The organism is Streptomyces sp. NPDC014889 (assembly GCF_043081205.1).
In the GTDB taxonomy this organism is placed as follows: domain Bacteria; phylum Actinomycetota; class Actinomycetes; order Streptomycetales; family Streptomycetaceae; genus Streptomyces.
Map to the genome: position 1 here is coordinate 38,450 of NZ_JBIBWH010000017.1, position 26,271 is coordinate 64,720.

At 72.3% G+C, this 26,271-nt stretch carries 26 protein-coding genes; 10 read left to right on the top strand and 16 right to left on the bottom strand.

The genetic code is table 11. The features are described from left to right. Positions 1–2 precede the first annotated feature (2 nt). The 4 genes from ACF09J_RS29540 to ACF09J_RS29555 are packed head-to-tail and all read right to left on the bottom strand — an operon-like array spanning position 3 to position 4,052. Positions 3–1,208: a sensor histidine kinase gene (locus ACF09J_RS29540; RefSeq protein ID WP_392308508.1), complete on the bottom strand. Its 1,206-nt coding sequence runs from the start codon at positions 1,206–1,208 to the stop codon at positions 3–5. Next, on the bottom strand, positions 1,205–2,917 hold the full coding sequence (locus ACF09J_RS29545) for a cation acetate symporter (protein WP_392308509.1): 1,713 nt from the start codon (positions 2,915–2,917) through the stop codon (positions 1,205–1,207). Before ACF09J_RS29545 ends, ACF09J_RS29540 begins: the two co-directional genes overlap by 4 nt. Before the next feature lie 5 nt (positions 2,918–2,922). After that, positions 2,923–3,282, bottom strand: coding sequence for a hypothetical protein (locus ACF09J_RS29550; RefSeq protein ID WP_392308510.1), 360 nt, complete (start codon positions 3,280–3,282; stop codon positions 2,923–2,925). A 14-nt stretch (positions 3,283–3,296) separates the two neighbouring features. After that, positions 3,297–4,052, bottom strand: coding sequence for a LytR/AlgR family response regulator transcription factor (locus tag ACF09J_RS29555; RefSeq protein WP_392308511.1), 756 nt, complete (start codon positions 4,050–4,052; stop codon positions 3,297–3,299). A 77-nt stretch (positions 4,053–4,129) separates the two neighbouring features. On the opposite strand from ACF09J_RS29555, the gene ACF09J_RS29560 reads away from it, so the two are divergent. The 4 genes from ACF09J_RS29560 to ACF09J_RS29575 all read left to right on the top strand — a co-directional run bounded on the left by ACF09J_RS29560 (position 4,130) and on the right by ACF09J_RS29575 (position 7,260). Continuing rightward, positions 4,130–4,633, top strand: a complete 504-nt coding sequence (locus ACF09J_RS29560) for an Lrp/AsnC family transcriptional regulator (RefSeq protein WP_392308512.1) — start codon at positions 4,130–4,132, stop codon at positions 4,631–4,633. A 121-nt stretch (positions 4,634–4,754) separates the two neighbouring features. Then, complete coding sequence (gene ddaH / locus ACF09J_RS29565) at positions 4,755–5,573, top strand: dimethylargininase (protein ID WP_392308513.1); 819 nt, start codon at positions 4,755–4,757, stop codon at positions 5,571–5,573. Next, on the top strand, positions 5,573–6,793 hold the full coding sequence (rocD, locus tag ACF09J_RS29570; RefSeq protein WP_392308514.1) for an ornithine--oxo-acid transaminase: 1,221 nt from the start codon (positions 5,573–5,575) through the stop codon (positions 6,791–6,793). Before ddaH ends, rocD begins: the two co-directional genes overlap by 1 nt. A 155-nt stretch (positions 6,794–6,948) precedes the next feature. Next, a complete protein-coding gene (locus ACF09J_RS29575) occupies positions 6,949–7,260 on the top strand; it encodes a hypothetical protein (RefSeq protein ID WP_392308515.1) in 312 nt (103 codons plus the stop codon). Between the two features lie 85 nt (positions 7,261–7,345). On the opposite strand, the gene ACF09J_RS29580 is transcribed toward ACF09J_RS29575, so the two are convergent. The 5 genes from ACF09J_RS29580 to ACF09J_RS29600 all read right to left on the bottom strand — a co-directional run bounded on the left by ACF09J_RS29580 (position 7,346) and on the right by ACF09J_RS29600 (position 12,110). Further along, positions 7,346–7,969 (bottom strand): DedA family protein, encoded by a 624-nt coding sequence (locus tag ACF09J_RS29580; RefSeq protein ID WP_392308516.1) that lies wholly within the window; start codon positions 7,967–7,969, stop codon positions 7,346–7,348. A gap of 106 nt (positions 7,970–8,075) precedes the next feature. Then, a complete protein-coding gene (locus ACF09J_RS29585; protein ID WP_392308517.1) occupies positions 8,076–10,499 on the bottom strand; it encodes a SpoIIE family protein phosphatase in 2,424 nt (807 codons plus the stop codon). A gap of 211 nt (positions 10,500–10,710) precedes the next feature. After that, positions 10,711–11,157, bottom strand: a complete 447-nt coding sequence (locus ACF09J_RS29590; RefSeq protein WP_392308518.1) for a FadR/GntR family transcriptional regulator — start codon at positions 11,155–11,157, stop codon at positions 10,711–10,713. 26 nt (positions 11,158–11,183) lie between these two features. Beyond that, on the bottom strand, positions 11,184–11,351 hold the full coding sequence (locus ACF09J_RS29595; protein ID WP_392308519.1) for a GntR family transcriptional regulator: 168 nt from the start codon (positions 11,349–11,351) through the stop codon (positions 11,184–11,186). 108 nt (positions 11,352–11,459) lie between these two features. Further along, entirely contained in the window at positions 11,460–12,110 is a 651-nt protein-coding gene (locus ACF09J_RS29600) for a GntR family transcriptional regulator (RefSeq protein ID WP_392308520.1), read from the bottom strand. A gap of 164 nt (positions 12,111–12,274) precedes the next feature. Here ACF09J_RS29600 and ACF09J_RS29605 point away from each other — a divergent pair, with 164 nt between their 5' ends. Next, on the top strand, positions 12,275–12,832 hold the full coding sequence (locus ACF09J_RS29605; RefSeq protein WP_392308521.1) for a GNAT family N-acetyltransferase: 558 nt from the start codon (positions 12,275–12,277) through the stop codon (positions 12,830–12,832). A gap of 58 nt (positions 12,833–12,890) precedes the next feature. Here ACF09J_RS29605 and ACF09J_RS29610 read toward each other — a convergent pair whose 3' ends face one another. From ACF09J_RS29610 to ACF09J_RS29625, 4 genes are all read right to left on the bottom strand, one after another. Then, complete coding sequence (locus ACF09J_RS29610) at positions 12,891–14,198, bottom strand: PP2C family protein-serine/threonine phosphatase (protein WP_392308522.1); 1,308 nt, start codon at positions 14,196–14,198, stop codon at positions 12,891–12,893. Positions 14,199–14,412: 214 nt separating this feature from the next. Continuing rightward, positions 14,413–15,447 (bottom strand): ABC transporter permease, encoded by a 1,035-nt coding sequence (locus tag ACF09J_RS29615; RefSeq protein ID WP_392308523.1) that lies wholly within the window; start codon positions 15,445–15,447, stop codon positions 14,413–14,415. Further along, the gene (locus ACF09J_RS29620; protein ID WP_392308524.1) at positions 15,444–16,325 is read right to left on the bottom strand and encodes an ABC transporter ATP-binding protein; all 882 of its coding nucleotides are present in this window, start codon (positions 16,323–16,325) and stop codon (positions 15,444–15,446) included. The genes ACF09J_RS29615 and ACF09J_RS29620 overlap by 4 nt, the downstream gene beginning before the upstream one ends. Next, a complete protein-coding gene (locus ACF09J_RS29625; protein WP_392308639.1) occupies positions 16,322–16,708 on the bottom strand; it encodes a GntR family transcriptional regulator in 387 nt (128 codons plus the stop codon). The genes ACF09J_RS29620 and ACF09J_RS29625 overlap by 4 nt, the downstream gene beginning before the upstream one ends. A 324-nt stretch (positions 16,709–17,032) precedes the next feature. On the opposite strand from ACF09J_RS29625, the gene ACF09J_RS29630 reads away from it, so the two are divergent. From ACF09J_RS29630 to ACF09J_RS29645, 4 genes are all read left to right on the top strand, one after another. Continuing rightward, positions 17,033–17,698 (top strand): RNA polymerase sigma factor, encoded by a 666-nt coding sequence (locus ACF09J_RS29630; RefSeq protein ID WP_392308525.1) that lies wholly within the window; start codon positions 17,033–17,035, stop codon positions 17,696–17,698. Then, positions 17,698–18,783, top strand: coding sequence for a CU044_5270 family protein (locus ACF09J_RS29635; protein ID WP_392308526.1), 1,086 nt, complete (start codon positions 17,698–17,700; stop codon positions 18,781–18,783). The genes ACF09J_RS29630 and ACF09J_RS29635 overlap by 1 nt, the downstream gene beginning before the upstream one ends. A 73-nt stretch (positions 18,784–18,856) precedes the next feature. Then, positions 18,857–19,411, top strand: a complete 555-nt coding sequence (locus ACF09J_RS29640; RefSeq protein WP_392308527.1) for a Chromate resistance protein ChrB — start codon at positions 18,857–18,859, stop codon at positions 19,409–19,411. Positions 19,412–19,480: 69 nt separating this feature from the next. Continuing rightward, complete coding sequence (locus ACF09J_RS29645; RefSeq protein ID WP_392308640.1) at positions 19,481–20,611, top strand: MFS transporter; 1,131 nt, start codon at positions 19,481–19,483, stop codon at positions 20,609–20,611. 10 nt (positions 20,612–20,621) lie between these two features. Here ACF09J_RS29645 and ACF09J_RS29650 read toward each other — a convergent pair whose 3' ends face one another. Then, positions 20,622–21,026 (bottom strand): ArsR/SmtB family transcription factor, encoded by a 405-nt coding sequence (locus ACF09J_RS29650; protein ID WP_392308528.1) that lies wholly within the window; start codon positions 21,024–21,026, stop codon positions 20,622–20,624. 111 nt (positions 21,027–21,137) lie between these two features. Here ACF09J_RS29650 and ACF09J_RS29655 point away from each other — a divergent pair, with 111 nt between their 5' ends. Continuing rightward, positions 21,138–23,120 (top strand): heavy metal translocating P-type ATPase, encoded by a 1,983-nt coding sequence (locus ACF09J_RS29655; protein ID WP_392308529.1) that lies wholly within the window; start codon positions 21,138–21,140, stop codon positions 23,118–23,120. 243 nt (positions 23,121–23,363) lie between these two features. Here the strand turns inward: ACF09J_RS29655 and ACF09J_RS29660 are convergent, their stop codons facing one another. Continuing rightward, positions 23,364–24,539 (bottom strand): hypothetical protein, encoded by a 1,176-nt coding sequence (locus tag ACF09J_RS29660; protein ID WP_392308530.1) that lies wholly within the window; start codon positions 24,537–24,539, stop codon positions 23,364–23,366. Positions 24,540–24,915: 376 nt separating this feature from the next. Next, positions 24,916–25,785 carry an alpha/beta fold hydrolase gene (locus ACF09J_RS29665; protein WP_392308531.1) on the bottom strand — a complete coding sequence of 290 codons (870 nt, stop codon included), beginning with the start codon at positions 25,783–25,785 and terminating at the stop codon, positions 24,916–24,918. Between the last annotated feature and the right edge of the window lie 486 nt (positions 25,786–26,271).

Below are 26,271 nucleotides of genomic sequence, written 5' to 3' on the forward strand. Positions count from 1 at the left end.
GCTCACTCCCCGGTGAGCCGCGTCGCCGAGTGGACGCCCGGCTGGTACTTCGGCAGCCGGGCGCTGATCTTCATGCCCGCGCCCTGCGCGGTCTCGATGACGAGTCCGTGGTCGTCGCCGTAGACCTGGCGGAGCCGGTCGTCGACGTTGGACAGGCCGATGCCGCCCGAGGGGCTGTCCTCGCCCGCGAGTATGCGGCGCAGCAGGCCGGGGTCCATGCCGGCGCCGTCGTCCTCGATGACGACCACCGCCTCGGCGCCCGCGTCCCGCGCGGTGATCCGGATGTGGCAGGTGCCGGTCTTGCCCTCGAGGCCGTGCTTGACGGCGTTCTCCACCAGCGGTTGCAGGCACAGGAACGGCAGCGCGATGGGAAGCACCTCGGGCGCGATCTGGAGGGTGACCGACAGGCGGTCGCCGAAGCGGGCCCGTACGAGCGCGAGGTAGTGCTCGATGGCGTGGAGTTCGTCGGCGAGCGTGGTGAAGTCGCCGTGCCTGCGGAACGAGTAGCGGGTGAAGTCGGCGAACTCCAGCAGCAGGTCCCGAGCCCGCTCGGGGTCGGTGCGGACGAACGAGGCGATCACCGCGAGCGAGTTGAAGATGAAGTGCGGGGAGATCTGCGCGCGCAGGGCCTTGATCTCGGCCTCGATGAGCCGGGTGCGGGACCGGTCGAGGTCGGCGAGCTCCAGTTGCACGGAGACCCAGCGGGCGACCTCGGCCGCGGCGCGGGCCAGCACGGCCGACTCGCGGGGCGCGCAGGCGACGAGGGCGCCGTGGACCCGGTCGTCGACGGTGAGCGGGGTGACGACGGCCCAGCGCACGGGGCAGTCCGGGGTACGGCAGGTGAGCCGGAACGCCTCGCCGCGGCCGGTCTCCAGGGGCCCGGCGAGGCGTTCCATGATCTCGGTGCGGTGGTGGCCGCCCACGCCGTCCCAGGCGAGGACCCGCTCGTCGTCCGTGAGGCACAGGGCATCGGTGCCGAGCAGGGAGCGCAGCCGGCGGGCCGACTTGCGGGCGGTCTCCTCCGTCAGCCCGGCCCGCAGCGGGGGCGCCGCGAGCGAGGCGGCGTGCAGGGTCTGGAAGGTGGCGTGCTCGACGGGGGTGCCGAGCCCGCCGAGGCTCTGCGGGCGGGCGGTGCGGCGGCCGAGCCAGTATCCGGCGGCGAGCAGCGGCAGCGCGGCCACGCACAGCCCGGCGAGGAAGCCGCTCATCCCGTCACCTCCGCCCGGAGCTGCTCGGGCAGGTGGAACCGGGCCAGGACGGCGGCCGTCCCGGCCGGCACCCGGCCGGGCGTGGCCAGGGACACCAGCACCATCGTGAGGAAGCCCAGCGGCACCGACCACAGGGCGGGCCAGGCGAGCAGGGAGTGCAGCGGCCCGTTGCCGGGGAAGCCTGCCATGGTCACGGCGACGGCGACGAGCGCGGCGCCGCCGCCCGCCAGCATCCCGGCGGCCGCGCCGGGCGGGGTGAGCCTCCGCCACCAGATGCCGAGGACGAGCAGCGGGCAGAACGAGGACGCGGACACCGCGAAGGCGAGCCCGACGGCGTCGGCGACGGGCAGCCCGCCGACCAGGACGCTCGCGGCGAGCGGTACGGCCATGGCGAGCACCGTGCCGAGCCGGAAGTGGCGTACGCCGCGGGAGGGCAGCACGTCCTGGGTGAGCACCCCGGCCACCGCCATGGTCAGGCCGGAGGCGGTCGACAGGAACGCCGCGAACGCGCCGCCCGCGACCAGCGCGCCCAGCAGGTCGCCGCCGAGTCCGCCGATCACCCGGTCGGGCAGCAGCAGCACGGCGGCGTCCGCGCTGCCGGTGAGGGTGAGTTCGGGGGCGTAGACGCGGCCGAGGGCGCCGTACACCGGGGGCAGCAGGTAGAAGGCGCCGATCAGGCCGAGCACGGCCACCGTGGTGCGGCGGGCGGCCACGCCGTGCGGGCTGGTGTAGAAGCGGACGACGACGTGCGGCAGGCCCATGGTGCCGAGGAAGGTGGCGAGGATCAGCCCGTAGGTGGCGTACAGCGGGCGTTCCTCGCGGCCCGCCGCCAGTGAGGTGGACATGCCGCCGCTGCCGCCGTGTGCGGCGGCCACCGGGACCTGGGCGCCCCGGGCGAAGGTGAGCCGGGTGCCGCCGTCGACGCGGTGCGTCCCGGCCGGCAGGCTCACCTGCCGCTCGCGGTGGGCCCGGCCGTCGACGGTGCCGGTCACGGTGACGGTGAGCGGGCGCTCCAGCCTGAGGTCGAGGGTCTCCGCGACGCGCACGGTGCGCTGTTCGCGGAAGGCGGCCGGCTCGTCGTAGGCGTGTGGTGCCCCGTCGCCCTGCCAGGCGAGGACGAGGAAGAGGGCGGGGACGAGCAGAGCGGTCAGTTTCAGCCAGTACTGGAAGGCCTGGACGAAGGTGATGCTGCGCATTCCGCCCGCCGCGACGATGGCCACCACGACGACGGCGACGATCACCGCGCCGAGCGCGTCAGGCGCCCCGGTCAGAACCGCCAGGGTGAGTCCGGCTCCCTGGAGCTGCGGCAGCAGGTACAGCCAGCCGACGCCGACGACGAAGGCGCCCGCGAGCCGCCGCACGCCCTGGGAGGCGAGCCGGGCCTCGGCGAAGTCGGGCAGGGTGTAGGCCCCGGACCGGCGCAGCGGGGCGGCGACGAACAGCAGCAGGACCAGATAGCCGGCCGTGTAGCCGACCGGGTACCACAGCATGTCGGCGCCCTGGACGAGCACCAGTCCGGCTATGCCGAGGAACGAGGCCGCGGAGAGGTACTCCCCGCTGATGGCGGCCGCGTTCAGGCGCGGGCCCACGGTGCGGGAGGCGACGTAGAAGTCCGAGGTGGTGCGGGAGATGCGCAGGCCGAAGGCGCCGACGAGGACCGTGGCCACCACGACGAGGGCGACGGCGGGGACGGTGTAGGCGGAGTTCACGACGGTCAGCGGTCTCCTACGAGCCGTACGAAGTCGCGTTCGTTGCGCTCGGCGCGGCGCACGTACCAGCGGGCGAGCAGCACCAGCGGGGCGTAGAGGCCGAAGCCGAGGACCGCCCACTTCAGCCGGCGGGCGTCGGGGGCCGCGGCGAACACCAGCGGCAGCGGGCCGACGAGAAGCACGAGCACCGCGAACACCGTGAGGCCGGCACGCAGTTGGCTGCGCATCAGGGAGCGGACATAGGTGTGGCCGAGGGTGGTCTGCTCGTCGATCTCCGTGCGCGGACGGTAGTGGACCGGGGCCCGGCGGGTGCGCCGGGGCGGGCCGGTGACGACGACACGGCGTTCGGTCGGGTCCTGCGGCATGACGTACGCACCCCCTAGCGCGCGGTCCGGCGGATCAGGAGCTCGCGCAGTTCCCGCGCGTGCCGTCGGCTGACCTGGAGTTCCTCGGTGCCGACCAGGACGCTCACCGTGCCCGCGTCCAGGCGGAGTTCACCGATGTGGCGCAGGGCCACCAGGTACCGGCGGTGGATGCGGACGAAGCCGCGGGCGCGCCAGCGCTCCTCCAGGGTGGACAGCGGGATGCGCACGAGGTGGCTGCCCCTGCCGGTGTGCAGCCGGGCGTAGTCGCCCTGCGCCTCGACATGGGTGATGTCCTCGACGGCCACGAAGCGGGTCACCCCGCCGAGTTCGACGGGCAGATGGTCGGGGTCGGGCTCGCTGACGGGTATCCGCGGGGCGGCGCCACGCAGTTGGGCGGCGCGGCGTACGGCCTCGGCGAGGCGTTCCTTGCGGACGGGCTTGAGTACGTAGTCGACGGCCTTGAGGTCGAAGGCCTGCACGGCGAAGTCCTCGTGGGCGGTGACGAACACGATCAGCGGCGGCTGGGCGAACCCGTTGAGCAGCCGGGCCAGGTCGAGGCCGTCGAGGCCCGGCATGTGGATGTCGAGGAAGACGACGTCGATCGCGTCGGGTCCGTCCGGGCCGGACTCCAGCGCCCGGTTGATGCGGCGCAGCGCCTCGGTCGCGTCGCCGGCGCCCTCCACGCCGGCGATCCGGGGATCGGCGTTCAGGAGGTACAGCAGTTCCTCGAGCGAGGGGCGTTCGTCGTCGACGGCGAGGGCGCGCAGCATGAACGTGGAGTGTAGGGGCGAAAAGCACGGTGTGACATGTGCCGGGCACCGGCGTCCGCGCTGGATACAGTGCGGCCATGAACAGCAGGCCGGCACCGTTCGACGAACTCGACCGGAAGATCCTCACCGCTCTGATGGCGAACGCCCGCAGCAGTTTCGCCGAGATCGGCGCCGCCATCGGCCTGTCCGCGACGGCCGTCAAGCGGCGCGTGGACCGGCTGCGCGAGACCGGCGTGATCAGCGGGTTCACGGCCACGGTGAAACCGGCCGCGCTGGGCTGGCGCACGGAGGCGTACGTCGAGGTGTACTGCGAGGGCGCGGCCCCGCCACGGCGGCTGGCCGAGGTGGTGCGCCACCATCCGGAGATCACTGCGGCGATGACGGTGACCGGCGGCGCGGACGCGCTGCTGCACGTGCGGGCGCGGGACGTGGAGCACTTCGAGGAGGTGCTGGAACGCATCCGTACCGAGCCGTTCATCCGCAAGACGATCAGCGTGATGGTGCTGTCCCACCTGCTGCCGGACAGTCCTGAGGCGGGCGCCAGCCAGCCTGCCCCGCCGGACGCATCAGACGTGCGCTGAGGCCCCGAAAGACGCAGCATCGCTGCTCCAACGCGCAGCTTTTGTTTCTTGTCGTCCGTCTTCGCCACTTCCTACCTTTGTGCCAACCCAGTCGACACCCAGGAAGCGGAGGAACCCCTCTGTGCCCGAATCCCGTGTGCCGCGCCGGCGGCGCTTCCTCGTCTGCGAACCCAGACACTTCGCCGTGCAGTACGCGATCAACCCCTGGATGCATCCCGACGTCCCCGTGGACGTGTCCCTGGCCCAGGAGCAGTGGCACGAGCTGACACGCGTCTACCGCGCCCACGGCCACACCGTCGACACCGTGGAGCCCGTGCCGGGACTGCCCGACATGGTCTTCGCCGCCAACGCGGCGGTGGTCGTGGACGGCCGCGTCTTCGGCTCCCTGTTCCGCGCGCCCGAGCGCCGTCCGGAGTCCCTTCCCTACGACACGTGGTTCAAGTCGGCCGGTTTCGACGTCTACCGCCCCGAGTCGGTGTGCGAGGGCGAGGGCGACTTCGTACCGGCCGGCCGCTGGATCCTCGCCGGCACCGGCTTCCGCACCACCCGTGAGGCTCATCGCGAGGCGCAGGAGTTCCTCGGCGCCCCGGTGATCGGCCTGACCCTGGTGGACCCGTACTTCTACCATCTGGACACGGCGCTGTTCGTCCTCGACGACGAGGGCGAGGGGAACATCGCGTACTACCCGGACGCGTTCTCGCCGGGCAGCCGCGAGGTGCTCGCCAGGCTGTACCCGGACGCGCTGATCGCCACCCGCGAGGACGCCATGGCCTTCGGCCTGAACTCCGTCTCGGACGGCCACCACGTCTTCATCTCGCCCGGGGCCACCGCCCTGGCCGAACAGCTCGCCGACCGCGGCTACGTCCCCGTCCCCGTCGACCTGTCCGAGTTCCACAAGGCCGGCGGCGGAATCAAGTGCTGCACCCAGGAGATCCGCTGATGACCGCACCCGCCCGTACCCGTACCTCCGCGGAGCTGATCGAGGCCGAGGAGCCGGTCCTCGCGCACAACTACCATCCGCTGCCCGTGGTCGTGGCCCGCGCCGAAGGGAGCTGGGTGGAGGACGTCGAGGGACGCCGCTACCTCGACATGCTGGCCGGCTACTCGGCACTGAACTTCGGTCACCGCCACCCCACGCTGACCGAGGCGGCCCACCGCCAGCTCGACCGGCTCACCCTCACCTCGCGGGCGTTCCACAACGACCGTCTCGCCGAGTTCGCGGAGCGGCTGGCGGCGCTGACCGGGCAGGACATGGTGCTGCCCATGAACACCGGCGCCGAGGCGGTGGAGAGCGGCATCAAGGTCGCCCGCAAGTGGGCGTACGAGGTCAAGGGCGTCCCGGCCGACCGGGCGACGATCGTGGTCGCGGCGGACAACTTCCACGGCCGTACGACGACGATCGTCAGCTTCTCCACGGACGAGACGGCACGGTCGGGCTTCGGGCCGTTCACGCCGGGCTTCAGGGTCGTCCCGTACAACGATCTCGCGGCCCTGGAGGCGGCGATCGACGAGACGACGGCGGCGGTGCTGATCGAGCCCATCCAGGGCGAGGCCGGCGTGCTCATCCCCGACGACGGCTACCTCACCGGTGTGCGGGAGCTGACCCGCCGCAAGGGCTGCCTGTTCGTCGCGGACGAGATCCAGTCGGGCCTCGGCCGCACCGGGCGCACGCTCGCCGTCGAGCACGAGGACGTCGTCCCGGACGTCCTGCTGCTGGGCAAGGCGCTCGGCGGCGGCATCGTGCCGGTGTCCGCGGTCGTCGGGTCCCGGGAGGTGCTCGGGGTGCTGCGGCCGGGTGAGCACGGGTCGACGTTCGGCGGCAACCCGCTGGCCGCGGCGGTCGGTACGGCGGTGGTCGAGCTCCTGGAGACGGGCGAGTTCCAGCTCCGGGCGGCGGAGCTGGGCAAGGTGCTGCACGAGGGGCTCGTCCAGCTCGTCGGCCGGGGTGTCGTCGGCTTCCGCTCGCGGGGCCTGTGGGCGGGCGTGGACGTCGATCCGGCGATCGGCACCGGGCGGGAGATCGGCGAGCGTCTGATGCGGGAGGGCGTTCTGGCCAAGGACACGCACGGTTCCACGATCCGGCTGGCGCCGCCGCTGACGATCACCGAGGAGGAACTGCGCTCGGCGCTCGCCTCCCTGGAGAAGGTGCTGACCGCCTGACGGACACCGTCGCCGGACGCACACCGCCGGGCTCCTGGGCGGTGTGCGTCGCGGTCCGGGCGGCGCGGCACTCGAAGAGCCCGGACGGGTCGCCTGGCCGGTGGAGCGCTGGGTACCCGCCTCGATGAGTGACTCTCCGGGGACTCTTCGAGGGGATGACTTCCATGCTGCTCATCGGCCTGCTCCTTCTCGCGGCGACGGCTGCCTTCACCGGTCTGGCCATCGCCGACAACCTGTCCGGCGGCCCGCACTACCCGGTGTCGGTGCTCGGCAACCACATCGCCACCATGAACACGCTCGAAGTCTTCAGCGCCGGCCTCGCCCTCGCTCTGCTCTTCTGCCTGGGCGCGAGCCTCATGGCCGGCGCGGCGTCGCACCACCGGCACGTGCACCGGTCCCCGCGCCGCTTCGGCGGCCGGCGGGACACCGGCACGCTCAACGAGCCCACGGGCCGGGACGGCCGCTGACACCCGCGGCCGGTGTGGGTGCGGGTGCCGGCCATCTGTCCCCGCGGGGATCACGTGCGCCCGCGCGGCAGCGCGCACGCCGCCGTCAGTTCCGGCGCCGCCTGCGCCGCAGCAGGTGCCACGCGATCAGCGCGACCACGAGGACCGCGAGCGCGACGAGCACGTACAGCTGATAGCGGCTGATCTCGTCGTAGACCGCGCCGATGTGCGTGCCCGCCGCGTAGGCGAGGCCCACCCACACGCCGACCCACAGCGCCGCGCCGAGCGCGTTGAAGGCCAGGAAGCGGAGCCAGTGCATGCCCGTGGTCCCCGCGATGATGCCGTTGGCCTGGCGCAGGCCCTCGATGAACCGGGCCACCACGACGATCTTGCCGCCGTGCCGGCCGAAGAACCGCTCCGCCGCCGCGAACCGTTCCGGCGTCAGGAAGATGTACCGGCCCCAGCGGTGCACGAAGGGCCGTCCGCCGAGGTGGCCGACGAGGTAGCCGATGTTGTCGCCGACGACGGCCGCGGCGAACGCGATCAGGGCCACGGCCGCGACGTCGAGCTGTCCGGCCCCGGCGTACACCCCGGCCGCGATCAGGATCGTCTCGCCGGGCGCGGGGACGCCGAAGTCCTCCACGAGGATCACGCCGCCCACGGCCCAGTACCCGTAGTGGCTGAGCAGCGGTGCCAAATGCTCCAGCGGACCCGGAAGCGGAGGGGCCATGCCCACACCGTACGACGCCGGGCGAAGGGGCACCGGCAGGCGCGGCAACGCGCCGCCCCGCGGGTGCCGGACGACGCCCCGCGGCCTCGTCGGTGCTGGTACCCGGTCAGATCGGAAGCACGGAGGAGAACATGAGCCGGTCCGGGCCCGGGCTGATCGCCTGCTCGGTCCAGATGGTCTTCCCGCGCCGGCCGTAACGGCTGCCCCAGCGGATGCTGAGCTGGGCCACGAGAAACAGGCCCCGGCCCCCTTCGTCGGTGGTGCGGGCGCGGCGCAGGCGGGGCTGGGTGTTGCTCGGGTCGCTGACCTCGCAGACCAGGACGTCCTCGTGGATCAGCCGCAGCCCGACGGGGCCGCCGGCGTAGCGGATGGCGTTGGTGACCAGTTCACTGACCACGAGTTCGGTGCTGAACGCGATGTCGTCGAGCCCCCACTCGGCGAGCTGGCGGGTGGCGGCCTGCCGGGCGTCGGCCACGCTGGCGGGATCCGCGGGGAACTCCCAGTCGGCGACACAGTCCACGGGGACCCCGCGGGTGCGGACGAGCAGCAGCGCGACGTCGTCGCTGGGCGGATGGCCGTCGAGGTCGGCGAGGAGTACCCGGCCGAGCTCATCCAGGGGCCGGCCGGGACGGCAGCAGGCCGCCAGGCGGTCGGTCAGCCGGCGCAGTCCGGCGTCGGTGTCGCCGTCGGCGCCCTTGATCAGTCCGTCGGTGTACAGGGCGAGGACGCTGCCGGGCGGGAGATCGAGCGTGACGGCCTCGAAGGGCATGCCGCCGACGCCCAGGGGCGGGCCCGGGGAGAGGTCCACCGGCCGGGCCGGACCGTCGCAGGGGACGACGACGGGCACCGGATGCCCCGCGCTGGCGAGGGTGCAGCGGCGGGCGACCGGATCGTAGAGCGCGTACAGGCAGGTGGCGCCGACGGTGTCCCGGTTCTCGGGGGCGGCCTCGCCCGCGAGCCGCTGCACCAGGTCGTCGAGGTGGGTGAGCAGGTCGTCGCAGTCGAGTTCCAGGTCGGCCAGGGTCTGCACGGCGGTGCGCAGCCGGCCCATGGTGGCGGAGGCGTGCAGACCGTGCCCGAAGACGTCGCCGACGACGAACGCGGCCCGCAGCGAGGGCAGCGAGAGGACGTCGAACCAGTCGCCGCTGATCTCCGCCCCGCCGCCCGCGGGCCGGTAGACGCCGATGGTCTCGGCGGCCGGAGTCTCGGTGGTCGCGCGCGGCAGGAGGCGCCTTTGCAGCGCGACGGCCGCACGGCTCTCCCGCGTGTAACGGCGGGCGTTGTCGACGCTGAGCGCGGCCCTGGACGCGATCTTCTTCAGCAGGTCGCCCTCGTCCTCGTCGAAGGGCTCGCCCTGTCCGGTGCGGCAGATCCCGACGACGCCGAGCACCGTGCCGCGTGCGGCCAGCGGCGCCACGGCGATCCAGCGCGCGTTGTCGGGCACCAGCAACTCGATCAGGTGCGGCTCGCCGAACATGGCGCTGAGGGTCTCGCCGTCGGCGACGATGACCTCGCCGCGCTGGACGGCGAGCAGAGTGGGCATGTCCGGTTGCGGAGGCGCCACCGCGCCCTTCTGGAGCAGCCGGGAGGGCCACGGCCCGGCGGCCGAGGCGACCGCCACCCGGCGCCAGCTCAGCCGGGCGCCGCCGAGCACGTTGGCCGGTTCGTCCCCCTCGATCACCGGCTCCGCCAGCTCCACCCAGGCGAGGTCCCCGAGAGCGGGGACGAGGACGTCGACCAGGTCCTGCGCGGTCTGCGTGACGTCCAGTGAGCCGCCGATCCGGGTGGAGGCGTCGCGCAGCAGGTCCAGGTGGCGGCGGGTCCGCTGCTGCTCGGTGATGTCGGTGACCAGGGTGACGACGCCGGCGGGCTCCCCGTGCGCGTCCTCCAGCCGGAAGGCGGACAGGGAGAGCGTCCTGTGCCGCCCGGGCAGGTGCGGTGAGTGCACCTCCTGCGCCTCCCCGATGAGCGGGATGCCCGTCTCCAGCACCCGGCGCAGGGCCGCCTCGGCGGCTTCGGCGCTCCTGGCGTCAGCCACCTCCCCCATGTCCACGCCGACGGCGTCGGGAGGTCCGCCGAGCGTTTCGAAGGTGACGTTGGTCCGTACGAGTGCCAGGTCCGTGTCGCGGACGGTGACCCCCATCCGGGCCTGGGAGAAGAGCGCGCGCAGCAGGGACAGTCCCCGTTCCCGCTCGCCCGCCTCGGCCGCGGGCGCGGCCAGGGCCAGCAGCTCGGCGGAACCCTCCAGGCGCTCGATCCGGTAGGCGACCTCCACCGCACCCCCGGAGCGGTGCCGCAACCGGGTCCTGCCCACGGCCGGAAACCCGTCCGCCGCGAAGGCGCAGGGCTGCGGCCGGTCGGGGGCGTCCGCGAGCAGGTCCACGACCGGGCGGCCGCAGACGTGTTCGGCCGTGTCTCCCAGCAGGTCGGCCGCCGCGCGGGACCAGCGCACGACGGTCCCGGCTTCGTCGAGCACGGCGGCTGCCACGGCGCCGAGGGCAAGGGCGCCGGCGGGGTCGAACCCGTTCATCTCGCTCCTCGCTGACGGCCGAGCCGCCCGACAGGCTCGTCCCCCATTATCGGCGATTTTGGACAGCCCGCGCCTCCACTCCCCCACCGGGCCCGGCCGACGGCGCCGGTCGGCACGCGGTCGGCGGTCCCGGGCGCTTCGCACGGCGCGGTCCGGGGCGGCGGGGTGCACGTCGCCCTCTCCCCTCCCGCGGAGTTGGCGCGGGCCGTTCTCAGATGGCGGCGTCCCCTTCGAGGATCGCCAGCGCCGCCCTGGTCGCGGCGACCGGGTCGCCCGCGCGCACCGCCTCGAACAGAGCACCGTGGTACAGGTCGTCGCCGGCCTCGTCCATGCACCGGCCGGCCCTGACGGTCTCCCGCAGGGCCTCGCTCATGTTCCGGTACAGGTCCCCGAGCAGCGGGTTGTGCGCGGCCTCCGCGACGCTCAGGTGGAAGTCGACGTCGGCGTCGGTGAACGCGTCCAGGTCGGCCACCCGCGCCGCGGCGGTGCGCCGTTCCATGGCCTGGCCGAGCGCGGTGAGGTCCTCCTCGGTGCGCGCGGCGGCGGCCAGCCGGGCCGAGACGACGTCCAGGCCGCGCCGCACGTCGAGGATGTCGCCGGCCGTCACGCGGCCGAGGTGGCGCCGGAGCGCGACCTGGCCCTCGTCGGTGGCGGTCACGTACGTGCCGACGCCCTGGCGGGTGGTCAGCAGTCGGAGTGCACCAGCACTCGGACGGCTTCGCGGACCGAGAGCCGGCTCACGCCGAGGGACTCGGCGAGCCGGCCCTCCGGAGGGATCCGCTCGCCGACCCGCCACGCGCCCCGGGCGATCTCCGCCCGCAGCTCAGTGATCACGGCATCGACGACCGACACACGCCGCACCGTTTCCATCCGCCCCTCATCTCGGTCATCCGACGACCTCAGCACCCTGGAACGCCCCGGCTCCCTGCTCCAGCTCCCACCCCATTCGTACCCGAACGGCTAGCGCGGCGGCTGCCGGCGGTGGGTCGCCGCCACGTCCCGGCTGGTGGCCAGGTGTTTCATGACCAGTTCCTCGACCCTCGGCACGTCCCGGTCCTCGATCGCCTCGTAGAGCGCCTCGTGCTCCTTCGCGACGGTCACGAGGTCGTCGTGCTGGGCCAGCAGCCAGCGCATACGGCTTCGGAGCGTGGTGCCCAGCTCGTTCAGCAGCTCGTTGGCGGCCATCGCCGTCACGGTCTCATGGAAGTCGGCCGCGGCCCGCCGGGCCTTGACGGCGTCTCCCCGGCGCGCCGCTTCGAGCTCCGAGTCCAGGTCCGCGCGCAGCTTCTCCAGGCCGGCGCGGTTGCGCCGCTGGGCCGCGAGCCGGAACGTCAGCGTCTCCAGGGCGGTGCGGACCTCGTCGAGGTCGGAGATGTCGGTGGAGGTGAACTCGCGCACGACGGCCCAGGTGCGGGGGCGCGGCGTGACGAGTCCCTCCGACACCAGCGCCTTCAGCGCCTCCCGGACCGGGAGCCTGCTCACGCCGAGTTCCGCGGCGAGCTCCCGTTCGACGAGTTTGCTGCCGGGCCGACGGTCACCGTCGAGGATCTGGTCGCGCAACTGTCGCGTGACGCGTTCGGACTCGGACTCAAAACGATCGGACCCTGCCATGGCGCTCATTCTCGCAGGTCCGCACCGCCCGCCTGCCCCATACCGGCACCTCCGTCCGGCACGGGCCCGACCGGGCGGCATGAGCGTGGCCGCAGGCGGTCACAGCCGGCCGTGGACATCTGCGTACGCGCTGCCAGTCCTGAATGATCGATTAGGGTGGCTCAATGTTCGAAGGAGAGCTGGTAAGACTGCGTGCGCTGCGCTCCGAAGACGCTGAGCACCATGTGCGGTGGCGCAACGACCCAGAAGTGGTGCGCTGGGCCGCAGGTGGTGACCCGTGTTTCGGTCCGGTCACAGCGGAAGCGGTCGGTCTCGGCTTCGACACCATGCTGCGACTGAGCCCGAGGGAGTCGGCCGTGTTCACGGTCGAGGACCTGGCAGGCGGAAAGGTGATAGGCATGGCCGACTACCGGGACCTCGACCCCTACGTCGGAGTGGCCACGCTGGGAGTCACCATCGGCGAGCGGGAGTTCTGGGGCCGCGGCCACGGCAGCGACACATTGCGTCTGCTCGTGGGCCACCTGTTCGGCGCGTACCGCCTGAGCCGGCTGGAGCTGGACACCTGGAGCGGCAACGAGCGCGCCGTGCGCGCCTTCACCAGGCTGGGCTTCCGCGAGGAAGGCCGCCGCCGGTCGGCTGTGCTGGTGGAGGGGGAGCGCTACGACCGCGTGCTCTTTGGAATGCTGCGCGAGGAGTGGGTTGAACCCCGCGTGATGCCGTAGATGCCCTTCCGGGGGCTGTTGGCGGAGGCAAGAACGAGGGCGCCTGGCCGGCTCGCGGTCAATGCCGCCACGACCTGCTCGGCTCGGGCACACCGGTGGAGCGGTCGCACACGGTGCTGCCGGGCCTACTCGCCGCCGGGGCAGCCGTGGTCGACCCGGGCCTGGCCGAATGATCGACCTCGCGAGCGGGTCGACTGGTGCCTCTGGTCGAGCGGATCGCCACAATCGACGGCTGGTGGCGGCGGTGCTGCCAGGAAGCGGTGCCGACGGCTTGGGGTAGCACGCGGAGGCTTATAGGGGGTGCCGCGGCTGTTGCGCCGGATCCTTCCTGCGGGCGTTCGAGGGCAATCATGGCGGCATCGTCCTCCAGCCGGCCGCCCGCGTGTGCGAGCAGGTCGGTGCGCAAGTGCTCCAGGAACTCCTCGGGGTGCTGCCCGCTCCAGGCCGCGGTGCGTTCGACGAGAGGATAGAAGTCACCGCGGGAGTTGCGGGCTTCGGCCACGCCGTCGGTGTACAGCAGGAGCAGGTCGCCCTGCCCGAAGTCGAACGTGTCGACACAGTGACTGGGCTTGCCCAGCTGCAAGCCGAGCGGGAGGCCCGCATGGTCGGCGCACAGCGCGGTGGCCTGTCCCTGGCGCAGCCGCAGCGGCGGGGGGTGACCGCAGTGGACGATCTGGACCGAGGGGGCGTGGTCGGGGATGTCGACGAGCATCGCGGTGACGAAGCACTCCTGCGCCAGTTCGTCCTCACCGGGCTCGGCCAAATTCCAGCACACGCTCGCGTCCAGGTAGGCGGTGAGTTCCGCCAGGCCGGTCTGCCGGTGCGCGGCCCCTCGGAAGGCGCTCAGCAGGAGCGCGGCGTCGCTCACGGCGGTCAGACCCTTGCCACGGACATCCCCGATGAGCAGCCGGGTGCCGTGGGCGGTGCGGGCGGCCGCGTACAGGTCGCCGCCGATATGTGTCTCCCGCTCCGCCGCCAGGTATACCGCAGCCAGGCGCAACGGCCCCATCTGCGGGGGCAGTGGGCGCAGAACCAGGTTCTGGGCGATCTCGGAGACCTGACGCACCCGCGTCAGCTCCCGTACCTTCCGCTCCCGCATCCCGGACAAAAGCGCGGCGAATGCCGAGGCCGCCACCACGGCGAAGATCTGCGCCATGCGCTGCGCCGAGTGCAGGTCCTTGAGAAGGACGGCGAAGATCAGCTGGTCCGTCAGGGCCAGCACTCCGGTCAGTGCGGTCAGCTTCGGCCCCAGGGTCACCGCGGCGAGCACCGGCGCGACGATCAGGAGCGGTCCGACGTGCGGGTGGCCGGGAGTGGCCAGGTTGACGGTGGTGATCACGACGATCAGCGCAAGCGGAACGACCACAAGGCCACGCGTCTCATACCACGGCCGGCGGCGGCCTGCGGGGCATTTTTGGGAGGGCACGTCCTTCCGTGTACCCGCCCATTGCGGTCGACCGCCGTCCGAGTGCTCGCGTACGGTCCCGCCCCGGCGGGAGGAAGGGCGTCGGCCGACCGGAGGAGGGACCGGTCGGCCGGAGGAGGGCGTGGCCGGAGAAGGGTGTCGGCCGGAAGAGGCGTCAGGCGGCGGTCTTCAGTGCCTTCGCCGTGCCCTTCGGAGCCTTCGCGGTGCGCCCGGGCCGCAGCTCGCCCGTCACCCGGCGCAGTGCCAGGAAGCAGCCCGCGGCCAGCAGCCCGGCGACGGCCAGCGCGAGCGCGGTGGTGGTGAGCTGGAGGGGCCAGAAGTGGGAAAGCGGATGGAAGGTGTTGTAGCGGCCGGTGAAGTTCCGGAACGCCGCGTCGCACTCCACGGGGGTGTTGCACGACGGTACCGGCACATGGGCGCCGTCCCGGGTCACCATGCCCTGCTCGACCGCCAGACCGGAGCCGGGCACGAGCTTGTCCACGGCGCTGGTGCGGGTCACCGCGGGCCACAGATGGGGCAGCGCCAGCTCCGCCAGTCCCCGCACACCCCCCGTGACCAGCACGCCCACGATCAGCGCGGGCAGCGCCCGGCGCAGCAGCAGTCCGGCCAGGGCGCCGGCCGCGAGTCCGGCGAGGGCGAGTGCGGCGAGGGTGGGCCCGTTGGCGTGGAAGGTGAAGCGGTCGTACCACTCCTTGGCGCTGTCGATCCGGCCCTCGCTCGCGGCCCAGGCGCGGTGGTGCAGCCAGCCCAGCAGCCCGGCGCAGAGGGCGACGGCGAGTGCCGGGACGGCCAGCCGTACCGCCAGCCAGCGGGCCGGGGAGGTGGCCTGGGTCCAGGCCAGCCGGGCGGTGCCGGACTCCAGTTCCTTGCCGGTCAGCGCGGCGCCCGCCCAGGCGGCCACCGCGAAGGGCAGCAGGTTCAGCGCGATGGTGGCGTAGTTGTAGTAGTCCTTGTAGCGCAGGATCGCGTCCTGGCCGTAGCTGCACCGCGGGGACATGGCGCAGGCGTTGTACTGGCGCCAGCCCTCGGCCGCCGCGTCCGCGAGCGGGCCTGCCAGGGCGAGCAGCAGGGTGGCCAGGGCGAGCGCCAGGCCGGACCAGAGGCAGAGCGCCGGGCGGTGCAGCCGCAGCAGCCAGCGGGTCAGTCGGGGCCGGTCGGCGGCCGGGGCGGTCGGGGTCGCGGCGGTCACGCGGCACGCTCCTCGGTCAGGGTCGGTGCGCCGGGGCTGCGCAGATGGGCGAGGACCAGTTCCTCCAGGGAGGGCGCGGTGGCGCGCCAGCCGGTGGCGAGCGGTCCGGCGGGGCGGATCAGCGCGGTGAGCTGGCGGCCGGTGATCCGGGACTCCACCACGGTGTGCGGGCCGAGGTCGGCGTCCGCGGCGGCGCCGGAGATCCGCAGATGGGCGGCGAGCAGCTCGTCGATCTCACCGGCCAGCCGGACCCGGCCGCCGCCGACCAGCAGCAGGTGGTCGCAGGAGTCCGCCAGCTCGGCGACGACGTGCGAGGACATCACGATGGTGGTGCCGTACTCGGCGGCCTGTCCCATCAGCGTGCCCATCAGCTCGTGCCGGGCCAGCGGGTCCAGGTCGGCCATCGGCTCGTCCAGGAGCAGCAGATCGGGCCGCTTGCCGAGGGCGAGGGCGAGCGCGACCCGGGTGCGCTGGCCGCCGGACAGAGTGCGGATCCGGGCGCCGGGGTCCAGGTCACCGCTCGCGACGACCCGCTCGGCGACGGCCGCGTCCCAGCGTCCCGGGTTCAGCCCGGCGCCCATGCGCAGGGTGTCGGCGATGGTGAGCTGGGGGTAGAGCGGCTTGTCCTGGGCGACGTAACCGACCCAGGGGCGGGCCCTGGCCGGGGTGGTGCCGAGGACGGTCAGCGTGCCCTCGGTGGGCGCCGTCAGGGCGGCGGCCAGGGTCAGCAGGGTGGACTTGCCCGCGCCGTTCGGGCCGACGACGGCGCACACGCGCCCGGTCGGCAGCCGGAACGAGCAGTCCCGCAGGGCCCAGCCCGCACGGCGGCCGAATCGTTTCCCCAGAGCGTCGGCCCGCAGGGCCGTGTCGCTGCTCATGACGGATCTCCCAGGAATTGCTTGTCGAGTACGGCGGTGAAGAGTGCGGCCACGTCGTCCCGTTCGAGTCCGGCCTCGTGGGCGCGCCGGGCCCAGTCCTCCAGCTCTGCGCGGAGCGGGGAGTCGGCCGGTGCGGCGCCCAGTGCCTTGCGGACGAAGGTGCCGAGCCCGCGCCGCGCCTCGACCAGGCCCTCCCGCTCCAGTTCGCGGTAGGCCTTGAGGACGGTGTTGGGATTGATGGCGGTGGCCTCGACCACCTCGCGGGCGGGCGGCAGCCGGTCGCCGGGGCGCAGCAGTCCGAGGCGCAGGGCCTGTTTGGTCTGCTGGACGATCTGCACGTATGTGGCGACGCCGCTGTGCCGGTCGATGCGGTACTCGACCACGCGCTGCACCACCCTTTCACTAGTTAAGTAGTGAAAGGGTGCCGCAAGAGAGGGGCGACCGTCAACCCGGCTGGCCGGCGCGCGCGGCGGGCGGCGGCGATGTTGGTGTGGCCGTCCTCGCTTCCCGGCCACGGTCAAGGACGATGCCTCCGGCGGATCGGCCGGCACCGAGAGGGAGGGGGGAGGCTGCGCCTCACCGGCGGTCTGTGGATCCGGCCGTCCGGTATCAGTGACCCCACGATGTGGCGCGGGTCACGGGAACTCCTCGGTCCGGCCGGAGAGGTAGCGGGTGTGAGATGTGATGAGCAGGGAGATCGGGAGCGCATGCGCGCACGGATCAGTGCGGGCGACCACGAGGCGTTCACCGCGCTCTACGAGGAATACGCGCGGGAGGTCTACAACCACGCCTACCGGCTGTCGGGCGACTGGTCGACGGCCGAGGAGGTGCTGTCCGAGACGTTCCTGACGGCCTGGCGTACCCGTCACACCGTCGACCCGGAGGGCGACTCGCTGCGGCCGTGGCTGCTCGGGATCGCCACCAACAAGGCACGCAACACCAACCGCGGTCTCGCGCGGCGCCTGGCCTTCCTGGCCCGCCGCCCCGCCCCGGAACTGGTGGCGGACATCGCGGATGCCACGGTCGGACGCGTCGACGACGCACGGCGGCTCACCGCGGTCCGGCAGGCGCTGGGCGCACTCCGCCGCCAGGAACGCGAGGCGCTGGCCCTCTGCGTCTGGTCCGGGCTGAACTACGCCGAGGCCGCCGAGGCCCTGGGCGTCCCGGTGGGCACCGTGCGGTCGCGGCTGTCCCGTGCCCGTACCCGGCTGCGCCGGCTCACCGACGAGGAACTCGGCCGGACGCCGGACGGGTCCGCGCGGCAAGCACACCCCGGAGAACCGGTCCGGTCCGGAAGGGAACCCCGCCCCGGCCGCGGAGAGGTAGAGAGCAGGGCCGCGTTCATGGCCCTGCCCATCCAGGAGGAAGCCTGATGAACGACCGTACCTCCGGCCCCGAGCGGGCCGAACGCGAGGAACTGGCCCGGCTGCTGCCGGCCCCGGCCGAACGGGACCTGCCCCCTGGCCGTCATCTCCACCACAAGGACACCCTGATGCGTCTGATCGACCAGGACGGCGAGCGCACCTCCACCCGCCCCCGTCTCCTGCGCCCCGCCGTTCTGCTGCCCGCCGCCGGACTGGCTTTGGGCGGGGTGCTGCTGACCACGCTCGCCGCCACCGGCCAGGACAGCGCTCCGGCACCGTCCGCCGCGGGCACGGGTTCCCGGGCCACGGCCCCGCGTGGCGCGGCCGTGCTGCTCGACCGGATCGCCTCGGTCGCCGCGAAGAAGGACGAACAGAAGGTCACCGACGACCAGTTCGTGTACGTCAAGACACTGCAGACCGAGAACGACGGCACGTTCCGGGGCCCGGTGAAGCTGACCAAGCCCCGCGAGCGTGAGGTCTGGATGTCGCAGAAGGCAGGACCGGTGATCGATGTCGGCCTGATCCACGAGGACGGCTCGTACTACCCGATCGAGGTCGGCGTCCCGGACGGCGAGCCCGCCGTCGGCTACCCGGCGGGCCTCAGCCGGCCGACGTACACATGGCTGGCCTCGCTGCCCACCGACCCCGACGCCCTGCTCCAACGGCTCACCACCGAGATCACCCGGGACCAGGACCGGCGCGACACCCCGGCCAAGGACCGGGACCAGGCCCAGGACACCTTCGACACCATCGGTGAACTGCTGCGGGAGACGGTGATGCCCCCGAAGACCGCGGCCGCCTTCTACAAGGCCGCAGCGAAGATCCCCGGCGTGACCGTGGATCCCGACGCGGTGGACGCGGCCGGCCGGCACGGGATCGGCGTGGCCCGCGACAACACCCGCACCGGTGACCGCACCACCTGGATCTTCAACTCGACCACCCTGGAGTACCTGGGCGAACGGAGCTACCTCACCAGGGACACCTCCATGGGCAAGAAGGGCACCCTGACCAACAAGTCGGCGGTCCTGGAGCGCGCGGTCGTCAACGCCCTCCGCGAGAAGCCGTCGACCGAGAAGTCGTCGACGACGACCTGACCCCGACAGGGAGCTGCCGGGGCGCCAGCGACCCAACCGCCCGGAAGCATGTAACGCGTGTTACTTTCTCGTGGTGAGCGCTGGATCGGTGATGCAGTGGGTGGTGCTGATCGTGCGGCTGCCGGCGCAGCCGTCACGGCATCGGGTGGCTGTATGGCGGGAACTGCGCAAAGTCGGCGCGTTGTCCCTGGGGCAGGGTGTCTGGGCGGTACCGGACGTGCCGGTGTTCGCCGAGGGCGTGCAGCGTGCACTGGATCTGGCTGAGCGTGCCCGGGGCGAGAGCGTGGTGTTGCGCGCCGCCGGCCGGGAACCGCAGGATGCGACCCGGTTCGAGGCGATGTTCAGCGCTGCCCGCGAGGAGGACTGGGCGGAGTTCACCGCGGATTGCGGCAAGTACACCGCCGAGCTGGGCAAGGAGATCGGCAAGGGCAAGTTCACCCTGGCCGAGCTGGAAGAGGAGGAGCAGTCGTTGGAACGGCTGCGCCGTTGGCACCGCGATCTGAAGGCCCGTGACGTCTTCGGCGCCCAAGGGGCCGAGGAGGCCGAACGGCGGCTGGCCGAGTGCGCGCGGCGGTTCGAGGACTACAGCGAGCGGGTCTTCGCAGCACGCCTTCTCCAACGGCAGTGATGAGGGTGCGCGGTGAACGGGCCGACGGCCGGTGATGCCGGCGTGATGGCCGCCTCGGACAGGCGGCGTATGTGGCCGCTGTACGCGGCTGGGTTCACCACGGCCTTCGGCGCGCACGGCATCGCGGCCAACCTCGGTGCCGCTGATCAGGATCTGGTGCGGTCGGTGCTGTATCTGGGGGTGCTGCTGGCGCTGTACGACGGCGCGGAGGTCGTCCTCAAGCCGGTGTTCGGCACCGTCGCCGACCGTGTCGGTGCCCGCCCGGTGCTGCTCGGGGGCCTGGTCGCTTTCGCCGCGTCCTCGGCCGTGTTCGTCGCCGTACGGGACTCGGGCTGGCTGTGGGCGGCCCGGCTGGGCCAGGGGGCGGCGGCCTCCGCGTTCTCCCCGGCCGCCTCCGCGCTGGTCGCCCGGCTGAACCCGCAGGCCAAGCATGGCCGCGCGTTCGGCTCCTACGGCTTCTACAAGAGCATCGGCTACACCGCGGGTCCGCTGCTCGGCGGCGTGCTGGTGTGGGCGGGCGGGCTGACGCTGCTGTTCGCCGTACTTATGGTGCTGGCCGCGGTGGTCGCCCTCTGGGCCGCCCTGGCGGTACCGGCCGTGCCGCCGCTGCCGAAGACGCGCCAGACGCTCGCGGACCTGGTACGGCGGCTGGCGGACGGGTCGTTTGTGCGGCCGGTCGCGGCCCTGGCCGCGGCCACCGCCGCCCTGTCCGTCGGTGTCGGGTTCCTGCCCCTGTCCGGAAGGGCCGACGGCCTGCCTCCGGTGGTCACCGGCGCGGCCGTGTCCGTCCTGGCCGCGTGCGCGGCCCTCGTGCAGCCGTGGGCAGGGCGCGCGCTGGATGGGGGACGGCTGAGCACCCGGACCGGCCTCTCCGCAGGACTTGCCCTGACCGCGTGCGGCTTGGCCGCAGCCGTTCTGCCCGGTGTGGCGGGCCTGCTGCCGGCGGCCGTCCTGATCGGCGCGGGGACCGGGGTGATCACACCTCTGGGGTTCGCCGCGCTCGCCGCCGCCACCCCCGAGGAACGGATCGGGCAGACGATGGGGGCCGCCGAACTCGGCCGTGAACTCGGCGATGCCGGGGGCCCGCTGCTCGTCGCCGCGGTCGCCGCGACCATCACCCTCGGCTGGGGATACGCCGCGCTGGCGCTGCTGACCACGCTGCTGCTGCCCGTCCTGGCCGTCCGCCGGACTCCTCGCTGACGAGCGGCTGTCAGCGTGCCACGGGTTCCGCTGGTTCGCCCGCAGCCGTGCCGCGGCCGGCCGGGGTGTCGCTCAGGCCCAGCCGCAGGTGCTCGACGTGGTACAGAGCCTGATCCAAAAGCTCGGCAACGTGGTTGTCGTAGAGCGCGTAGACGACGGAGCGGCCCTGACGGGTTCCGGTGACCAGCCCGAGGTTGCGCAACAGGCGCAACTGGTGGGAGCAGGCGGACTGCTCCATGCCGACCTCGGCGGCCAGCTCGGTCGCCGGCAGCGGTCCCTCACGCAGCCGGGCAAGGATCAGCAGCCGGGACGGGGTGGCCAGGGCCTGCAGGGTGGTGGCCACCCGGGCGGCACTGGCTGCGTCCAGGCGCGTGCGCGGAACACTGTCGGTTGGCAGTTTGGCTCCGTGACCCATGCGCCCATGGTAGCCACCCCATGAACGCATGAATCGATGTTCATTCGTTCCTGCTACGGTGGTGGGGTTGGACGCTTCCCGCTCACGTCTGCGCAAAGGACCCCTGTCTCCATGTCCTCCACCCTCACCCGCCCGGCGTCCGCAGACGACGCTGCCGTGCGCGACGCGGTTCTGCCCAGGCGCCGCACCCGGATCTTCGCGCTGCCCGAGGCCCGCTGGGCGGCAGCTGCCCTGCTGCTGTTCCTGGTCGCGCTGCCGCTGTACCTGGTCGGGGCGCAGGCGTGGTCCTGGGGGCCGCTGTTCGCGCTCACCTACGTCACCGGCGGCTGGGAGCCCGGCTGGGCCGGATTGCAGGCGCTCAAGAAGAAGACGCTGGATGTGGACCTGCTGATGGTCGTCGCGGCGCTGGGGGCGGCGGCGATCGGTCAGGTGCTGGACGGTGCGCTGCTGATCGTCATCTTCGCTGCCTCCGGCGCCCTGGAGGCGATCGCCACCGCCCGCACCGCCGACTCGGTGCGCGGCCTGCTCGACCTCGCCCCTACAACAGCGACCCGGCTGGCCGACGACGGCACTGAGGAGACGGTCCCCACCGAGCAGCTCGCGGTGGGCGACACCATTCTGGTGCGGCCCGGCGAGCGGATCGGCGCCGACGGCCGCGTCCTGGACGGCGCGAGCGAGGTCGACCAGGCCACCATCACCGGCGAGCCTCTGCCGGTGGCCAAGCTGGAGGGCGACGAGGTGTTCGCCGGCACCTCGAACGGCACCGGCGCGCTGCGGGTGAAGGTCGAGCGCGACCCGTCCGACTCGGTGATCGCCCGGATCGTGGCCATGGTGGAGGAAGCCTCCGAAACCAAGGCGCCCACCCAGCTGTTCATCGAAAAGGTCGAACAGCGCTACAGCCTCGGCATGGTCGCCGCCACGGTCACTCTGTTCGCGCTGCCGTTGCTGTTCGGCGCGGCGTTGCAGCCGACGCTGCTGCGGGCGATGACCTTCATGATCGTCGCCTCACCGTGCGCGGTGGTGCTGGCGACCATGCCCCCGCTGCTGTCCGCGATCGCGAATGCCGGACGCCACGGCGTCCTGGTCAAATCCGCCGTCGTGATGGAACGGCTCGGCCAGATCGACGCGGTGGCACTGGACAAGACCGGCACCCTGACCGAGGGCACCCCGCTGGTGACCGACATCCGCCCGCTGGCCGCCTCAAGCCTGAGCGAGAAGGAGCTGCTGCGGATCGCGGCGGCGGCCGAGCGCCCCAGCGAACACCCGCTGGCCCGCGCCGTCGTGGACGCCGCCCGCACACGCGACCTGGACATCCCCGTGGTGGAGGACTTCACCTCCGCCCCCGGCACCGGCGTGAGGGCCACCGTCGAAGGCAGGAACGTCGCGGTCGGCAGCCCCGCCCGGCTGCTGAACGAGCGTACCGATCACGCGGCCGCCGTCGTGGCCGCCCGGCTGGAGGACGAGGGCCGTACCGCCGTCCTGGTGAAGGTCGAGGGCACCCCGGTCGGAGTGCTGGGCATCGCCGACCGGCTGCGCGAGGAGGCCGCCACCACCGTCACCGCACTCACCGGCCTGACCGGGGCCACGCCGGTGCTGGTCACTGGCGACAACCCGCGCGCTGCCGCCCGCCTCGCCAGTGAGGTCGGCATCACCGACGTCCGCGCGGGACTGCTCCCACAGGACAAGGTGACCGCCGTCCAGGAACTGGAGCAGGCCGGACGCAAGGTGCTGGTGGTCGGCGACGGCGTCAACGACGCCCCCGCACTCGCCGCCGCCCACACCGGCATCGCCATGGGCCGGGCCGGCTCCGACCTCGCCCTGGAGACCGCAGACGCCGTCGTGGTCCGCGACGAACTGGCCACCGTCCCCACCGTCGTCGCGCTCTCCCGCCGCGCCCGGCGACTGGTGGTGCAGAACCTGGTCATCGCCGCGGTCTTCATTACCGGCCTGGTCTTCTGGGACCTGGCCGGGACCCTGCCGCTGCCGCTCGGTGTCGCCGGGCACGAGGGCTCCACCGTCATCGTGGGCCTGAACGGCCTGCGCCTGCTGGCCGACGGCGCCTGGCGCCGCGCGCGCAGCGGGACGGGCCAGTGAGCCGCCGCAGCCGCAAGGCCGCCCCCGTAACCGTTCAACCTGGCTGAGCCTGGGCCGAGACCGACTGGCCAAACGTCTCCGGCCTGTTGGCAGCGCCCGGCCTACGTCGTCGACGCACGCGGCCCCGGACTCGCACCAGCGCCCGGGGTCCTGGGTACTACCCGCGCCTTCGGGGCCCACAGGGACTGGCCATCGATCGTCAGCCCAGCGCACGTTCAGCCCCGTGAGCTCATTGAGGTTTTCTCACTGACTGACGGTGAGGAACAGAGCTCCGACTAGAACGGACAGGAGGACCTCGTAGCCGAGGACGATGCAGGCCAGGGTCAACACCACCTTCTGCCACAGACGCGGTCCGCGGTAGGGAAGGAGCGTTGACTGGTCCGAGGGTTGGCGCGCCGCTTCGGGCGGGTTCGCGCCGATCTCCGCGTGGGTGCGCCACCAGTAACGTAGCGTTTGGATCTTGGCTTCGAACTCCGAGTCCCAGAGGACGCGTCCGACACGCGGTACTGGCAATGGCGTTCGGCGACTGCTCGCTTCAAGGATGACTGGCCTGCGCCCGCCGCGGTGGCGCTCGACGACGATTCCTTGAATGTCGTCCCAGGGAACGGTTCGGGGGCGCAGCCCTCGTATGACCAGGTGGTCGGCAGTGAGGATGACGCCTCTGCCGAAACTCAGGAAGCCCGCGCTCAGCAGCAGCGAGATCGCGACGAGTGCGCCGAGCGCGCGGCCAAGGAACGTCGGGTAACCAGCGCCGGGACCCTCGGCGAACCCCGCCATCACCGCATCAGCCGCAAGCCAGCCGAGCAGCAGGACCGTGGGCACCGACCGGCTTGGCGCAGGTCGCATGCTCAGTCGCTGGGGCAGCCGGCCGTAGGTGTGCCCCCAGGCGCCGAGTTCACCAGCTGTGTCTTCGACCTGGGCCGCGCCGCCGTTGGCAAGCCACCAGCTTCGGATGGTCGCGACCTTGTCGTCGAACCGGCGGTCGCGGGACAGGAAACCGGAGCTGGGCATTCGTAGGGGGGTGCGGCGTCCATCCGTCTCGTAGAGCACCACCCGCCGTCCGCCGGTGAACCGCTCGACCGCGACCTCGGCCACGTTGGTCCACGGGATGGTCCGGCGGCGCAGGTTGTGGACGACGACCGCCTCAGGGGTCAGGGTTACCCCGACGTAGCGGCTCAGCACCCATGCTTCGAGCGTGACAAAGAACGGCAGCACCATGGTCAGGACCCGCAACTCGAACGGCAGGCCGGACAGTCCGGGCCGCTGGTGCGCCCACAGCAAGGGGTTCGACAACTGCATCAGCACGACGGCGCCGAGGATCAGGGCCAATGGCAGGGACTGCTGCCACGAAGCCCGATAGCGGACTCGGCCGACCGTTCCCGACGATTCCGCTCCGCCATTACGGGCTTCCTGGTTCACAGCTGTTCCACCCCTGCCGCACGAATAACGCGGGGCATCATCCCTGGCCACGAATTGTTTGCGCAATAGGTGCTGACGGTCCCGGCTCGACAGAGCAACTGGCAGCCAGGGCGAAACCGCGCTTTTTGCTCGTAGCGCCCACGGCGCTACTCCCGCTCCGCGCCACTCCCGCTCCGGCCGTCCGCTTGGGAGCGTATCGCCCGGTATTGCGATCTGCGGGCATGGCCAAGTGACACTGGAACCCCCGGCCTGGGATCTCCTTCCCCCACGCTCTCCTGGCCATCCGCGTCCACCGTCGGCGCAAGCCCACCGGCGAACGCGAGACACGCGAGAGCATCTACGTCGTCACCAGCCCGTCGGCGGCCGATTTGCTCCCTCATGATCCGGCGGACGAGGGCGAGAGCGCGGCGAGTTCGCCCAGAACGAGGGCCGCGGGTGCCGGGTCGACCAGCCACTTCAGGTGGCTGCTGGTGAGTGTACGGACGTCGTAGGGGTTCTCCGGTGTCAGTGCGTCGCCTTCACGGATCATCCGGTCCTGCATGGCGAGCGGCACGCTGGTGTCCTCGGTCAGCCGGATGTACGTCTTGGGGATCCGCCCCCAGGTGTCGGCCCGTGCCCGGTCGTCGGGTGTGCCGGCGTCGAGGTTCTCGTCGGGCTGGAAGGTGTTGAGGAAGACCATCAACTCCTCGTTCGTGCCGTCGGCGAGGAAGGCAGCCTTGAAGGCCGCGAGGACGCCGGGGTCGGCGGTGCGGAAGTTGGAGCGCAGCAGTCCGAGTTCGGCCGGGTTGCCGACCATCGCCGAGGCCAGCCCTGTGGCGTCGACCGTGGCCATCTCGGGCTCGGCGTAGTAGGCGCTGACGTCGAGGTTGACGGGGCACCAGGCGGAGACGTAGACGATGCGGTCGATCAGGTCGGGCCGCTGGTTGGCTGCGACGGTGGCCGTCATGCCGCCGCGGCTGTGGGAGACGAGGATGACGGGCCCGTTCCGCTTGGCCCGCTCCAGTATCCCGATGAGGTGCGCAGCGTTGTCGGCGAGTGTGACGCCCTTGATGGCCCCGGGCACGGTGGCGAGCCCTTCAAGGTCCTGCGGCGCCTGGTAGGCGTGCGGGTACGTCGCGGCAAACCCGTGCCCTGGAAGGTCGATGGCGACGGAGCGATGCCCGAGGAGGCCGAGTTCGGCTTGGAGCGGCGCGAAGGAAAAGGAGTTGGCGAAAGCTCCGTGAACCAGTACGAACGTCGGTTGCATCTATCTGCTCACTTTCTGGCCTCTGCAGCATCGGCGGCACGCGCATCGCTCGTTCCGGCGCCGCGAACCACCTCGCGGCCAAGGCCGGGGAACGAGTCGTCGTCCCGCGGCGCACCATCCCCGCCGCAGAGGCGTCTTCGCGCATGGCAAGCGCCAGTGGTCAAGCGCGGAGTCACGAGGGCGGCTCACGAACAGCTGCCAATCATCCGATGCTTCACGGTACTCAGCGAAAGATCATCGGCACTACTCGAATGAGCCCTTCCGCTTGTGCACTTCGCCGCCCGCGCCGCACGACCTCGACTTCGTCAGGGAGCCGCGTACGGCGACGCAGCTTGATCACACGATCGCGCACTCCATCGAACACGGGGCAGCTCACCTCTCACGCCGGAAGGTTCTTCGGCTCGCCGACGGCGTCGGAGACGATGCTGCTGTCGATCAGGCCGATCCACGTCCCGCACTGGACGTCGTACTCCTCGATCCAGCCGA

What these genes read in the sequence shown, in the direction of transcription:
- ACF09J_RS29540 (WP_392308508.1), bottom strand. Translation starts at nt 1,208, where the DNA reads ATGAGCGGCTTCCTCGCCGGGCTGTGCGTGGCCGCGCTGCCGCTGCTC.
- ACF09J_RS29550 (WP_392308510.1), bottom strand. Translation starts at nt 3,282, where the DNA reads ATGCCGCAGGACCCGACCGAACGCCGTGTCGTCGTCACCGGCCCGCCC.
- ACF09J_RS29555 (WP_392308511.1), bottom strand. Translation starts at nt 4,052, where the DNA reads ATGCTGCGCGCCCTCGCCGTCGACGACGAACGCCCCTCGCTCGAGGAA.
- ACF09J_RS29560 (WP_392308512.1), top strand. Translation starts at nt 4,130, where the DNA reads ATGAACAGCAGGCCGGCACCGTTCGACGAACTCGACCGGAAGATCCTC.
- rocD (WP_392308514.1), top strand. Translation starts at nt 5,573, where the DNA reads ATGACCGCACCCGCCCGTACCCGTACCTCCGCGGAGCTGATCGAGGCC.
- ACF09J_RS29575 (WP_392308515.1), top strand. Translation starts at nt 6,949, where the DNA reads ATGACTTCCATGCTGCTCATCGGCCTGCTCCTTCTCGCGGCGACGGCT.
- ACF09J_RS29580 (WP_392308516.1), bottom strand. Translation starts at nt 7,969, where the DNA reads ATGGCCCCTCCGCTTCCGGGTCCGCTGGAGCATTTGGCACCGCTGCTC.
- ACF09J_RS29585 (WP_392308517.1), bottom strand. Translation starts at nt 10,499, where the DNA reads ATGAACGGGTTCGACCCCGCCGGCGCCCTTGCCCTCGGCGCCGTGGCA.
- ACF09J_RS29600 (WP_392308520.1), bottom strand. Translation starts at nt 12,110, where the DNA reads ATGGCAGGGTCCGATCGTTTTGAGTCCGAGTCCGAACGCGTCACGCGA.
- ACF09J_RS29605 (WP_392308521.1), top strand. Translation starts at nt 12,275, where the DNA reads ATGTTCGAAGGAGAGCTGGTAAGACTGCGTGCGCTGCGCTCCGAAGAC.
- ACF09J_RS29620 (WP_392308524.1), bottom strand. Translation starts at nt 16,325, where the DNA reads ATGAGCAGCGACACGGCCCTGCGGGCCGACGCTCTGGGGAAACGATTC.
- ACF09J_RS29630 (WP_392308525.1), top strand. Translation starts at nt 17,033, where the DNA reads ATGCGCGCACGGATCAGTGCGGGCGACCACGAGGCGTTCACCGCGCTC.
- ACF09J_RS29635 (WP_392308526.1), top strand. Translation starts at nt 17,698, where the DNA reads ATGAACGACCGTACCTCCGGCCCCGAGCGGGCCGAACGCGAGGAACTG.
- ACF09J_RS29645 (WP_392308640.1), top strand. Translation starts at nt 19,481, where the DNA reads ATGTGGCCGCTGTACGCGGCTGGGTTCACCACGGCCTTCGGCGCGCAC.
- ACF09J_RS29650 (WP_392308528.1), bottom strand. Translation starts at nt 21,026, where the DNA reads ATGGGTCACGGAGCCAAACTGCCAACCGACAGTGTTCCGCGCACGCGC.
- ACF09J_RS29655 (WP_392308529.1), top strand. Translation starts at nt 21,138, where the DNA reads ATGTCCTCCACCCTCACCCGCCCGGCGTCCGCAGACGACGCTGCCGTG.
- ACF09J_RS29665 (WP_392308531.1), bottom strand. Translation starts at nt 25,785, where the DNA reads ATGCAACCGACGTTCGTACTGGTTCACGGAGCTTTCGCCAACTCCTTT.